The following is a 12,626-nucleotide window of genomic DNA, read 5'->3' as shown; positions in this document are numbered from 1 at the left end:
ACGGGATCAGACGTCACCGCTGACCAGTTCGACCACCTCGAGGTCGAACCCGGAGAGCGCCGAGAAGCGCCACGGCGAGCTCAACAGGCGCATCTTGCCGACGCCGAGTTGACGCAGAATCTGGGCGCCGGTGCCGATCGACAGAAAGTTGCCACTGCCATCGGCAGCGCTGGAGCGCGGCGCCGGACGGTGGCCCAGCAGCACGTCGAGCTGGGTCTTGAGATCGCCGCGCGGACTGGCATCGTCGAGCAGCACGAAGACCCCGGCCTCGGCCTGACTGACCGCCTCCAGCGCGGTGTAGGCGGTCCAGTGCCCTTCGCCCTTGCACAGCGCCAGCAGGTCACCCAGGGTGTCGCCGGCATGTACCCGCACCGTGGTCGGCCGCATCGCCTCGGGCTCGCCCTTGACCAGGGCCAGATGGTGAGTGTTCTGAATACGGTCGTGGAAGACGTGCAGTGCCATCTCGCCAAAGGCCGTGGTGACGCTCTGGCGCTCGACAGCATCCACCGTGCGCTCGTTGAGCATGCGGTAGTGGATCAGATCGGCGATGGTGCCGATCTTGAGATCGTGCTCGGCGGCGAAGCGCTCGAGTTCGGGCCGCCGCGACATGCTGCCGTCATCGTTCATGATCTCGCAGATCACGCCGGTGGCCTCGAAACCGGCCATCGCCGCCAGATCGCAGGCCGCCTCGGTATGACCGGCGCGCCGCAGCACCCCGCCCGGCTCCGCCATCAGCGGAAAGATATGGCCCGGCTGGACCAGGTCCTCGGGACGCGCGTCACGCGCCGCGGCGGCTCGCACCGTGAGCGCGCGGTCAGCGGCGGAGATACCGGTGGAGACGCCCCTGGCGGCCTCGATCGAGAGCGTGAACTTGGTGCCATAGCCGGAGCCGTTGTCGTCGACCATCAGCGGCAGCTTGAGCTGCTGACAGCGCTCCCGGGTCATCGGCTGGCAGATCAGACCGCGCGCGTGACGCGCCATGAAGTTGATGTGGCTCGCCTCGACGCACTCGGCGGCCATGATGATATCGCCTTCGTTCTCGCGGTCCTCGTCATCCATCAGGATGACCATCTTGCCCTGCCGAATGTCTTCGACGAGCGCCTCGATGCTGGCCAACCGGCCCGATTCCCCTGTCGTCATAGCTCTATCGCCATCGCCTTGGTCATGCGCGCCGCGCGCTTGGGTTCGATGACGGCACAGACTACCTGTCGGGCGGCGCCGACGCTACTGTCGTCGCATCGCAACGCCGTCACCGACCGGCGACGCCAGGGCTCAGGCGTCCACCCGCGGGCGGGCGCGAATCCACCAGTCGTCGCCCACGGCGCGGATCTCGTCGATCTCGAGCCGACGCTGCTGACGCATGCTGTCGATCCCGGGCAGCGCGAACAGCGGGCGCGCGCCGCTGCCCAGCAGCGTTGGCGCGACGAACAGTTCGAGACGATCGACCCAGCCGGCATCGAGCAGCGCGCCGGCCAGGGTGGCGCCGGTCTCTACCAGCACTTCGTTGCACGCTTCCCGGCTCGCCAGATAGCGCAGCGCCGCCTCGATGTCGACCCGTCCGTCGCGGTCGGCGGGCAGCGTCACCACCTCCGCACCAGCGGCTTCGAGGCGTTCACGCCGGGCCTCTTCGGCGCCGGCGACGCCGAATACCAGGGTGCGGCCCGGCTGGCTCAGGCAAGCTGCTGCGAGCGGCAGGCGCAGTTGGCTATCGAGCACCACCCGCAGCGGCTGGCGGCGCACGATCTCGGCGGCCTCATCGAGCTCGAGCTGATCGGCACGCAGGGTGAGCCGGGCATCGTCGAAGATGATCGACTCGACGCCGGTGAGAATCGCACTGGCGCCGGCACGCAGACGCTGGACCTGACGCCGTGCCGCCGGCCCGGTGATCCACTGCGACTCGCCGCTGGCCATGGCGGTACGCCCGTCCAGGCTCATCGCCATCTTCAGGGTCACCCGCGGCAGCCCCTGCTGCATGCGCCGCACGAAGCCCGGATTGAGTGCCTGCGCCGCCGATTCGAGCAGGCCTACCTCCACCGTGATGCCGGCCTCACGCAGCTGGGCGAAGCCGCGTCCGGAGACCGCCGGGTTGGGGTCCTCCATTGCCGCCACCACCCGCGCCACGCCGGCGGCGATCAGCGCCTGGCTGCAAGGTCCGGTGCGCCCGGTGTGCGAGCAGGGCTCCAGCGTGACGTAAGCGGTGGCGCCGCGGGCGGCCTCGCCGGCCACGGCAAGGGCATTGATCTCGGCGTGGGCCTCGCCAGCGCGACGATGGAAGCCCTCGCCCACCACCTTGCCGGCGCTGACGATCACGCAACCGACCCGCGGATTGGGGTCACAAGTGTAGTGGCCGCGCTGCGCCAGGCGCAGGGCACGGCTCATCCAGGCGGTATCCTCGGCTGCGGCGGCGTCGGGTAGCTCGAGGTCGGAGACGGTGACAGGGGGGGCATCGGACATCGGCATCTCTCACGGGGTGGCGAGGCCGGCAGCCGCTGCCGGCCAGCGGGGTCAGGGAAGGTCGATCAGCGCTTGGCGTCGCTCGGGGATTTCGGCTCCTGAGCCAGGCGGTCGATCTCGGCACGGAACTCATCGAGATCCTGAAAGCGGCGATAGACCGAGGCGAAGCGGATATAGGCCACGTGATCGAGCCGCTTGAGCATCTCCATCACCTCCTCGCCGACCTCCCGCGCCTCCACTTCGCGGTCACCGCGCGCGCGCAGACGCTGGCGGATGCGTTCCACCGCCGCCTCGAACGACTCGACGCTGACCGGACGCTTCTCCAGGGCCAGCGACATGCCGGCGCGCATCTTCTGCTCGTCGAAACTCTCGCGCGAGCCATCCGCCTTGATCACCCGAGGCATCACCAGCTCGGCGGTCTCGTAGGTGGTGAAACGCTCGCCGCAGGCGGCACACTGGCGACGCCGACGCACCTGATCCCCCTCGGCGACCAGGCGCGAGTCGGTCACCTTGGTATCGTGGGTACCGCAAAAAGGACAATGCATCGGTGGTTCACTCGTCGGCGCGGACAGCGCCGGGGCCTGTCCGCGACTTTGACTATCCATCGGTAATGGCAGACGCGCAGGAAGCGGCTGGCATCCGTCATCGGCTTATCCGCGCAGTGTAACGGTTTGCACAAGATACCGGAAACACGGTGATTTTCATGTTTCTTTCCCTGTTGGCCCGAGTTCTGCAAGGATAAGGGCAGAGACTCGCTCCGCCGCCATGCAGGAACCCTCTCATGCCCAGCCGCGCCGCCAACTACCCCGCCCTGTCCGAAGACGCCTTTCTCGCCCGCGCCGGCGCCAGGCTCGAAGAGATCTATGGGCAGCGCCGGGACGAGGTGCTACGGCGTCTGACCACGCTGCTTGCGCACCATGAAGGTGCGCTCGACCGCCAGCCCCGTCCAACCTGGAGCGAACGCGACCAGATACTGATCACCTATGGCGACAGCCTGATCGACGGCGAACGCCCGCCGCTGGACGTGCTCGACGATTTTCTCGCCACGCGGCTCAACGGCGTCTTCAGCGGCCTGCACATCCTGCCCTTCTTTCCCTGGAGCAGCGATGACGGCTTCTCGGTGATCCACTATCGCGAGGTCGACCCCAAGCTGGGCGACTGGCAGGACATCCGACGTCTGGCCGCGCGCAGCGACCTGATGGTGGATCTGGTGATCAACCACGTCTCGCGCGACTCGCTGTGGTTCACCGACTATCTGGCGGGCACCCAGCCCGGGCGCGATTACTTCATCGAGATGGACCCGCAGACCGATCTTTCCCAAGTCACGCGCCCGCGCAGCTCGCCGCTGCTGGTGCCGGTGTCGACCCGACGCGGCACGCGCCACCTGTGGGCGACCTTCTCCGAAGACCAGATCGATCTCAATTTCGCCAATCCGGACGTGCTGCTCGAGTTCGTCGGCATCCTGCTGTTCTATGTCCAGCAGGGCGCGCGGATCATCCGTCTCGATGCGATCGCCTATCTGTGGAAGGAGGTCGGCACCCGCTGTATCCATCTGCCGCAGACCCACGCCGTGGTGCGCCTGCTGCGCGCGATCCTCGATTACGTGGCACCGGGCACGCTGCTGATCACCGAAACCAACGTGCCCCACGCCGAGAACATGAGCTACTTCGGTCTGGAAAGCACGCCGGTACCGACTGCTGGGGGCGACGAGCCCGCCGCGCCTGGCGACGCCGTCGAAAACCATCCGGCGACGCCCGACGAAGCCCACATGATCTACCAGTTCACGCTGCCGCCGCTGCTGCTGCACACGCTGACCAGCGGCGACGCCAGCGCGCTGGCCGAATGGGCGCGCTCGCTGCCGCCCCTCCCCCCCGGCTGCACCTACTTCAATTTCACCGCCAGCCATGACGGCATCGGCGTGCGCGCGCTGGAGGGGCTGCTGCCGCCCCATGAGGTCTCGCGCCTGCTCGAATTGATGCACCGCTTCGGCGGCTACGTCAGCATGAAGACCAACCCCGATGGCAGCGACTCCCCCTACGAGATCAACATCACCTACTTCGATGCCATGAAGGGCACCCGCCGTGGCGCCGACGCGTGGCAGGTCGAACGCTTCCTGTGCAGCCAGAACCTGATGCTCGCGCTGCAGGGTATCCCCGGGGTCTATCTGCACTCCCTGACCGCGACGCTCAATGACCACGAAGGCGTCGAGCGCAGCGGCCGGCTGCGCTCGATCAACCGTCACCGCTGGGCCAAGGAGGAGCTCGACGAGCTGATCGACAGCCGCAGCACGCCCACCCGCGAGGCCTTTACCTCGCTCAAGCGTCGGCTCAATATCCGCGCCAGCGAGCCCTGCTTCCACCCCGAGGCGCCGCAACGCGTGCTCGACACAGGGCCGGGACTGTTCGCCATCGAGCGCGGCCCGCTGGACAGCGGGCGCCGCCTGCTGGCGATCTACAACATCAGCGACAAGCGCCAGCCGCTGGATATCGAGGCGTTGGCGAGCGGCGAGTGGTACGACGTGCTGAAGGATGGCAAGCGCTGGAATCCGCACCCCGAAGAGCGTGAGATCCTGCGGCCCTACCGCAGTCTGTGGCTGGTCCAGCCGTGACTTGCCGCGGCTGTCACGGCTGGCTAGAGTAGCCTCGGGAGATGGCATTCCTCCCGCGGCACAGACCCCGGCCGCGAACCGCAGCCCGCTGATGATGCCTGCCAACGCACCCGAGGTGTGTCCTGCGCAGGCTTCACGCGCCCGCGCTCACCGCCCGCAGGACGCGCATCGTCTGCCGAGATCGACGAGGAGCGCAATACATGTGGATTTCGATCGCCGCCATCAGTCTGGGCGCCGCCATTGGCGCCAATCTGCGCTGGTGGCTGGGCGCGCACTACAACGGCTACTTCCTGCATATCCCCCCGGGCACGCTGATCGCCAACCTGCTGGGAGCATGGCTGATCGGTATGGCCCTGAGCTTCTTCCAGGACTCGTCGCTCAGCGTGGAGTGGAAACTGTTCGCCATCACCGGCCTGCTCGGTGCCCTGACCACTTTCTCCACCTTCTCTGCCGAGATGGTCACCGCTATCCAGGGCGGACGCTGGCTGTGGGCCATCACCGGTACCCTGGTGCACGTACTCGGCTCGTTTGCGATGACCCTACTGGGCATCGCCTGCTACGGCTGGCTGCGCCATTGACCCCGACTCAGCACCGACCTCACGCGAGCAGCGCCAGCGGCACCACCTGAACGTTGCCGCCAGGCGCCGTGACCACCAGATGCTCGCCGATACGCTCGAGGATGGCCGCCGCCAGCGCCGGGTCGCCCAGCGTCAAGCGTTGGCGTTCGCGCCCTTCCAGCGCGTCGATCACCACCAGCTCGCCGCGCGCGCTGATGACGTAGAACCGTTCGTTGTCCGCCAGCGGCGCCGCCAGCGCGGGCGGGTGAGTCGCGTCGCGCTCCCCCAGCGCGACTTCCCAGACGCGTTCGCCGCTGCTCGCATCGAAGCCGAACAGGCAGAGCGAGATCGGTGCCGCGCCGCCATTCTGTACCGCCAGGCTCACCGCCACACGCTCCGCCTCCACCACCGGACGCGCCGCCAGGCTTGCGGGCACGGCCTCGGGCATCTCGGCCATCCACAGAACCGCGCGCGTCAGCGGATCGATGCGCAAGAGCCGAGCGGGATCGGTGTCGCCCAGGAAAAGCCGCCCCTGATCATCGAGCAGCGCCGTGGCCAGATCCACCGGCGCCCCCATGCCGATGCATCCTGTCTGGTGACCGTCGTGCAGCGACAGGGCGTGAATGGCGCGGTCACCGCCGCCGACATAGACCTCGCCGGCGTGCAGCAGCGGAAACGGCAGACCACCCCCGGAATAGCGCTGATGCCACAGCGGTTTGCCACTATGTAGGTCGAAGGCGAGCAGACCACTGGCCGGAGGTGTCTCCCCGCAGCGGGAAGACGAAGTGGTAGAGAGAGATCGTTCGGCATAGGCGACCACGCCGACGGCCGGCGTGGTGGTGATACGGGCGTGGGCCCAGTCAGGCACCTCGAGCTGCCACAGTAGAGCACCGGAAGTGGCTTCGCGCCGCCGTAGAGAGCCTGGCGCCGAGGTATCGAAGCGTGGCGAGGTCGACGCCCACGCGCCATGCCAGGGCATCTCGGCCCGGGATGCGTAGACGCTGATGCGGTCATCGGGGGCTGCCAACGCGAATGGCGCAGCGTGATCGATCTCGAGCGCACTCTCTGCCGGAGAGCATGCCGCTCCCATGTCTGACATCGACAGGACGCGACGGCCAGCCGGCATGGATGACACAAAGTCAGGCGACGCCTCACCCACAGGCGTCAGCGCGGGCGGGTCGAAAGATGCATCAGGCACGGCGAATCTCCTCTCGGGGATAGGACGTGGCCCTGCGTAGGGTCGTTTTTGAGGTTATTCTCGCTGACGTTATTCTCACCGGTCTCGACGATTCGCGCCGGTGCTCGACTCCACCCTACCCGTAACCGAGCGGTGCCGCCAGCGCGCCGGTGAGATCGTGACAGAACCACCCAGCGCCCTGACTACCGGTCTTATAAATTTACCTTATTTAACTTATGTTAACCTAAAGCACATAATGTCACGCACGACTGCTCCGGAACGGCGCAAGCCCGAGGTCAGGTGCCGCATGCGGCTATTTTCGAACGCCATGCCAGGACGCCGGCGACTAGGCTCCGGCATCGCCCGCCACGGGCTTCGCCATCTCCTGCTGGTGCTGGCCTGGATTGCCCTATGGTGTCTCTCCGCACTGATGGAGTACGCCCCGCACGCCAGCCTCTGGTTTCCCCCTGCCGGCCTGAGCTTCGCCGCCCTGCTGGTACTCGGCTGGCGTGCGTTACCCAGCCTGATCGTCAGTTGCCTGCTGGCCACCTTCTGGGTCGACCAGCTCTACGCCATGCATCAAAGCCCGCACGAGCTGCTGAAAGCCGGACTGGCCTTCGGCCTCGCGCACTGCAGCGCCTATGGCGTCGGCGCCTGGGCGCTCAGAAGCGCGCTGCGGCGGCGGGCCGAGATCACCACCCTGACACTGGTGCCGCTGTTTCTCATGACCGCCTGTCTCTCGGCGCTGAGCGCCACCCTCATCGGCATCCTCTCGCTGGAGATGACAGGCCTGCTGGCCTGGACAGAGCTGAGCGCCATCTGGCTACCCTGGTGGATCGGCGACATGGCCGGCGTCATCGTGCTTGCACCGCTGTTCCTGGCCGTACTGAGCTGGCGCTACACCGCCCTCTCGGCGTGGCTCGGCGGGCTCGACTTCCAGTTGCCCCACCGCCCGAGTGCCACTTTCATCGGCAAGCTGGCGCTGTGCCTGATTCTACTCAGCGGTGTGACACTCGCCGATGCCTACACGCGCGGTCCGGATGTCGCCTTCGCCGTGTTCTTCCTGATCATCCCGCTGATGTGGATCGTGTATACGGAGAGCGCCTTTCGCAGCGCGCTGAGTCTGGCGCTGTTCGCCCTGACGACCGCGCTGTGGGTGGCCGGACTGAGTCTGGTCGAGCAGTCGATGACCTATCAGTTCGCGCTCTGCGTGATCGCCACCAGCGGCTATTTCGGCTTTGCCGTCCCGGCGCTGGCGGCACGCAACCGTCAGCTCAGCGAGCTGGCGGCGCGCGACCCACTCACCGGTGTCTTGACCCGGCGCGCCTTCTTCGACAGCGCGGAACAAGTGCATGCAGAGGCGCGGCGGCGCGCCAGCCCCTTGGCACTGCTGGTGCTGGACATGGACGACTTCAAGCGGATCAACGACAGCTACGGCCATGACGTCGGCGACCAGACCTTGATTCTGCTGTGTCACGCCGTGCTGGGCAGGATGACACCGCAGCATCTGTTCGGGCGCTTCGGCGGCGACGAGTTTCTGCTGTTGATGGATAGCGATCTCGACGCCGCGCACATGGCAGGTGCCAGGCTGCAGCATCAAATAGGCAGTCTGCGCGTACCGGGGACTCAGCAACCGCTCTCGGCCACCATCGGTATCGCCGAGCTAGGCCCGGAAGACACCCTCACCCAGGCCTTTCGCCGCGCCGACCTGGCACTGCTGCAGGCCAAGCGAAGTCGACGCCGCCAGGTCGACAATCCGCCGGCCGCCGCCAACGGTTGATCGGGCGGCGTCACATCTCGCTGTCCTTAGACGTCGCCGGCATTGTCGCGCTCGACGGCTTCGAAGAGCCGATCCTGGAGGTCGGGAATCGCCGCCTGGACCCGGTTCCAGCTGGGGATGAACGGCTTGTCGCGGGGAGATTCGAAAAACGCCGCGCCGGCCTGCATGATGTTGTCGGCGAACAGTTCCACCGCCGCCTCCTCGCTGTGACGGTCGAGCTTGAGCCCATTCATCGCCGCGTCATGATCATAGGCCTCGATCAAATCCAGCGCGGTGCGGTAGTAGGTGGCCTTGACGGTGCGGAAGCTCTCGACGCTCATCTCCACGCCCAGGGTTGCCAGCTTGCGGTACATCGCCTTGGCGATGTCCATGCTCATGCGGTTGAGCCCGCCGCTCGGGTCTGCCTCGGAGATCGGCTGATGCTTGTGGTCGTAGGCGTCGGCGATATCCACCTGACACAGTCGTTTGGTCGAGAAGTTGCGATGCACCTCCGACAACACCCCGATCTCCAGCCCCCAGTCGCTGGGAATACGGATTCCGTCGAGCACGTCGGCACGCATCGAGAATTCACCTGAGAGCGGGTAGCGGTAGCTGTCGAGGTAGTCGAGATAGGGCAGCGGGCCGTAGATCATCTTGAAGGCACGGATCAGCGGCGTGACCATCAGCCGCGAGACCCGCCCGTTCAGCTTGCCGGCAGCAATGCGCGAGTAGTAGCCCTTGCAGAATTCGTAGTGAAAGCGCGGATTGGCCACCGGGTAGATCAGCCGCGCCAGCAGCCCGCGATCGTAAGTGACGATATCACAGTCGTGAAGCGCCACCGCCTCCGCCTTGCCGGAGGCGCGTACATAGCCCGAGCAGTACCAGACGTTACAGCCCTTGCCCGGCTCCAGCGGCGCCAGCCCTTCCGCCGCCAGCTCCTGATGCAGCGCCCGCAGCCGCGGGCCGTCGTTCCACAGGATGCGATGGTGCTGCGGCAGGCGCGCGAAGAACTCTCGCGCCTTGAGAAACTGTTCGCGGTCGGCGCGATCGAGCCCGATCACGATCTCGCTGAGATAGGGAACCTTGCACAGCTCGTCGACGATGTGCGACAACGCCGGACCCTCCAGCTCCGAGTAGAGCGACGGCAGGATCAATCCCATCGGGCGCTGGCGCGAAAAGCCCTTCAGGTCGTTCTCCAGCGCTTCCACCGAGCGCCGGGTGAGGTTGTGAAAGTTGGTGATGATACCGTTCTGGTAGAAGTCGCTCATGCCACGTCCTCATTGTTATGGAAGCGCCGAAAGAGACACGCTGCATCGGTCGTCGAATGCGATGAAAGGGCAAGGCTCGAGACAGGCCGGCCCTGTGCCGGCATACGCGCAGAGATTGCCGAGCGCTCACGGCGGTTCACGCTGATACTGACCTTGGCCACCAGTGGGCGAGCCCTTCGGCCCAGCCCTCGGGTCCAGCCGCTTGGGTACGATATAACCGCGTATGGGTCAGCGACATCGGCTGGTCGTGGGCCGCACTGATGATCACCGCCATGTCGGTGGCGGCGAGCAGGGTGAGATCGTTGGGGCCATCGCCGAGCCCCAGGGTCAGCGGGCGGTAACCGCGCAGCGCCTCGAAGCGTGCCAGCAGCCAGCGCACCGCGTGGCCCTTGTCGACCGCCCCCATCACATGCCAGAAGCGCCCACCTCGGGTCAGCTGCAGACCATCGCTGTCGAGCGTCTCACGCAGCCGTTGCAGCTGGGTGTCATCGTCTTCCCATACCAGCGGCTCACTGCCCTCGCGCACCATCGCCTGGCGTGCCCCCTCGGCGCTGAGCGCGGTCAGCTCGCGCACCTCCTCGACCGTCATCTCCCCCATGCGCCGAAAGCGCAGGCCCAGGCGCTCGCGCACCACGTCCAGACGACGGCGAATGAAATCGACATCCAGGCTCGGGGTCTTCACCACCAGCCCCTCCGGCGAGGTCGGATCGCGATCCAGACGCGCATGCTGCCAGGCCGGCGGCAGGCCGATGACGGCGCCGTTCTCGGCAATGAAGGGGGTGTGTTCGAGCGCCAGCTCCCGGCGCAGCGCCAGAAGCTCCGCCCGGGTCTTGCTGGTGGTGGGGATGACCGGCACCCCGGCCGCCGCCAGGCGTTCGAGCCAGGGCGCGGCGGGTTGCCAGTCGTAAGTGTGGTGATCGAGCAGCGATCCATCGAGATCGGTGAAAACCAGCAGGGGTGGCCGCTGTGGCCCGCCAGTCGCGTCACTCATCGCATCCCCCTATCCGCGTTCACGATCGGTCAGCCTCGGTGACCCTACCGCTTGAAGGTAGCACGGATCGTGCCAACGCCAGCGGGTCGGTGCCATTCGGGCTGGCGCGACGCAGAACGGGGCACTTTAGTGCCCCGCGCCCCAGGGCGATGCACCAAAATGATGCAGACCGGATTCAGCGCAGCGCGTGGCGCGCCGCAATGGCGAGCACGCCGGCGATGGTAGCGGCGTCGCTGTCGATCGCCACGACCGTCAGTCCCGCCTGCTCCAACGCCAGGGTATAGCTCTGGCGCAGGCTCTCGGCGCCGACCAGCAGGACCCGCTCGAGCGCCGGCCGCGCCGCGTGCATGGCGCACACCTCCTCGCCGATCAGCACCCCGGAGAGAAAGCTACCCACCTGGTCCGCGGCCAGGCCGGCATAGAGATGCCGGCTGCGGCCTTCGAACAGTGCGTGCAGCACGCCACCGGCGTGGCCGGCGCGGGAGAGCCCCAACCGAAACGCGGCGGCGTCGAACGCCGCCTCGTCGCGGGCAGGCTCCCCCGGCAGGGTATGGAAACGCACCGCATGGTAGAGCTCGCCGGTCATCAGCGTGGTGAAGTCGGTCAGACGCCCAGACTCGAGGTGCGCCCACTTGCTGTGGGTGCCCGGCAGGCAGCAATCGGCGCTGTCGACACCGGCCAGCGCCAGCGCCCCGAACGCCTGTACCTCCTCTCCGCGCATGACATCGACATGCGTCGAGGTGACCTGCTTGACCCCCGGCACGATCCAGGTGTGCTCGAGGCCAGGTGCCGCGACCACCCGGTCGGCGAGTTCGGCGGCAGTCACCGGCAGTTCCAGTTGCGGCGCCTCGAACCAGCCACGCTGCGAGCCGACCATGCCGGCAAGATAGATCGGTACCGGCTCGCGCCCCCCACTGGCCCGCCAGTCGCTCACCTGCGCGGCGCAGTAGTGCGGGAACTCCTCCCGCGCCAGGGCACGCAGGCCGGAACTCGAACGCCGCGTGTCGAGCGTGCGGCCGCTGGCGGCGTCGACCAGAAAGGCGCGGAAGTTGCTGGTCCCCCAGTCGACGACGATCAGGCGCTGGCTCATGCATCGGCCTCGCGCTCGAAGGCTTCCGCCTGCTGCGCCACCTCACGCAGCCGCTGCCACTCGGCGACCAGTGCCCGCGCGATCTCGCCCACCTCGGCAGCGGGACGGCCGGGCTTGTAGAGATTGCTGCCGAAGCCGAAACCCGCCACCCCATGGGCATGCCACTCGGCCATGTTGCTCTGTTCGATTCCGCCGACCGCGAGCACCGGCAGCCCCTTGGGCAGGATGGCGCGGATATCCTTGAAGTAGGTGGTGCCCAGGCGCGCCGCCGGAAACAGCTTGAGCGCCGTCGCGCCCGCCTTGGCCGCGGCCAGCGCCTCTGTCGGTGTCATGCAGCCGATCATCGGCGCCAGGCCGTGGGCGACCCCGGCACGGATCACCTCCGGGTCGCTGTTCGGGGTGATCAGCAGCGGCGCGTCCAGGGTGGCGAGGCGCTCGGCATCCGCCGGGTCGAGTACCGTCCCGGCACCGACCACCACGTCTGCCGGGCAGCGCTTGCTGATGGCCGCGATGCTGTCCCAGGCGCGGGGCGAATTGAGCGGAATCTCGATCAGCTTGAACCCCGCCGCGACCAGGGCATCGAAAACACCGTCGATCTCCTCCGGCGTGATCCCGCGTAGAATCGCCACCAGTGGGCGCTCGCGCAGCGCCGTCTCGAGCGCAAACTTGCGTGTCTCCTTCATGTCTCTCTCCTCGTTGCAGCTCGATTGTCACGCCGGCAC

Annotated in this window: 11 protein-coding genes and 1 riboswitch; of the genes, 3 read left to right on the top strand and 8 right to left on the bottom strand. The window is 67.1% G+C overall.

The genetic code is table 11. The annotated features are described in order from the left end of the window. Window positions 1-6: 6 nt before the first annotated feature. The 3 genes from ribBA to nrdR all read right to left on the bottom strand — a co-directional run bounded on the left by ribBA (window position 7) and on the right by nrdR (window position 2,999). The gene (ribBA, locus tag ABV408_RS05510; protein ID WP_353981457.1) at window positions 7-1,140 is read right to left on the bottom strand and encodes a bifunctional 3,4-dihydroxy-2-butanone-4-phosphate synthase/GTP cyclohydrolase II; all 1,134 of its coding nucleotides are present in this window, start codon (window positions 1,138-1,140) and stop codon (window positions 7-9) included. Window positions 1,141-1,272: 132 nt separating this feature from the next. Then, window positions 1,273-2,379 (bottom strand): bifunctional diaminohydroxyphosphoribosylaminopyrimidine deaminase/5-amino-6-(5-phosphoribosylamino)uracil reductase RibD, encoded by a 1,107-nt coding sequence (gene ribD, locus ABV408_RS05505; RefSeq protein ID WP_353982201.1) that lies wholly within the window; start codon window positions 2,377-2,379, stop codon window positions 1,273-1,275. A 140-nt stretch (window positions 2,380-2,519) separates the two neighbouring features. Then, the gene (nrdR, locus tag ABV408_RS05500; RefSeq protein WP_110678244.1) at window positions 2,520-2,999 is read right to left on the bottom strand and encodes a transcriptional regulator NrdR; all 480 of its coding nucleotides are present in this window, start codon (window positions 2,997-2,999) and stop codon (window positions 2,520-2,522) included. Window positions 3,000-3,235: 236 nt separating this feature from the next. On the opposite strand from nrdR, the gene ABV408_RS05495 reads away from it, so the two are divergent. Both ABV408_RS05495 and crcB read left to right on the top strand, forming a co-directional pair. Continuing rightward, window positions 3,236-5,062, top strand: coding sequence for a sugar phosphorylase (locus ABV408_RS05495; protein WP_353981455.1), 1,827 nt, complete (start codon window positions 3,236-3,238; stop codon window positions 5,060-5,062). 28 nt (window positions 5,063-5,090) lie between these two features. Continuing rightward, window positions 5,091-5,170, top strand: a riboswitch (Fluoride riboswitch). 92 nt (window positions 5,171-5,262) lie between these two features. Continuing rightward, entirely contained in the window at window positions 5,263-5,640 is a 378-nt protein-coding gene (gene crcB / locus ABV408_RS05490; RefSeq protein ID WP_353981454.1) for a fluoride efflux transporter CrcB, read from the top strand. A 19-nt stretch (window positions 5,641-5,659) separates the two neighbouring features. Here the strand turns inward: crcB and ABV408_RS05485 are convergent, their stop codons facing one another. Then, window positions 5,660-6,718, bottom strand: a complete 1,059-nt coding sequence (locus ABV408_RS05485; RefSeq protein ID WP_353981453.1) for a PQQ-binding-like beta-propeller repeat protein — start codon at window positions 6,716-6,718, stop codon at window positions 5,660-5,662. Between the two features lie 385 nt (window positions 6,719-7,103). Here ABV408_RS05485 and ABV408_RS05480 point away from each other — a divergent pair, with 385 nt between their 5' ends. Then, entirely contained in the window at window positions 7,104-8,576 is a 1,473-nt protein-coding gene (locus ABV408_RS05480; protein ID WP_353981452.1) for a diguanylate cyclase domain-containing protein, read from the top strand. Window positions 8,577-8,602: 26 nt separating this feature from the next. Here ABV408_RS05480 and ABV408_RS05475 read toward each other — a convergent pair whose 3' ends face one another. From ABV408_RS05475 to ABV408_RS05460, 4 genes are all read right to left on the bottom strand, one after another. After that, a complete protein-coding gene (locus ABV408_RS05475; RefSeq protein ID WP_353981451.1) occupies window positions 8,603-9,823 on the bottom strand; it encodes a glycosyl transferase in 1,221 nt (406 codons plus the stop codon). Window positions 9,824-9,959: 136 nt separating this feature from the next. Then, window positions 9,960-10,814 (bottom strand): HAD-IIB family hydrolase, encoded by an 855-nt coding sequence (locus ABV408_RS05470; protein WP_353981450.1) that lies wholly within the window; start codon window positions 10,812-10,814, stop codon window positions 9,960-9,962. Window positions 10,815-10,989: 175 nt separating this feature from the next. Then, window positions 10,990-11,904, bottom strand: a complete 915-nt coding sequence (locus ABV408_RS05465) for a 2-dehydro-3-deoxygalactonokinase (protein WP_353981449.1) — start codon at window positions 11,902-11,904, stop codon at window positions 10,990-10,992. Continuing rightward, window positions 11,901-12,587, bottom strand: a complete 687-nt coding sequence (locus ABV408_RS05460; protein ID WP_353981448.1) for a 2-dehydro-3-deoxy-6-phosphogalactonate aldolase — start codon at window positions 12,585-12,587, stop codon at window positions 11,901-11,903. The genes ABV408_RS05465 and ABV408_RS05460 overlap by 4 nt, the downstream gene beginning before the upstream one ends. Between the last annotated feature and the right edge of the window lie 39 nt (window positions 12,588-12,626).

Origin of the sequence: Salinicola endophyticus, from assembly GCF_040536835.1 — a bacterium.
GTDB classification, from domain to species: domain Bacteria; phylum Pseudomonadota; class Gammaproteobacteria; order Pseudomonadales; family Halomonadaceae; genus Salinicola; species Salinicola endophyticus_A.
This window is presented reverse-complemented; position numbering and strand designations above follow the sequence as displayed.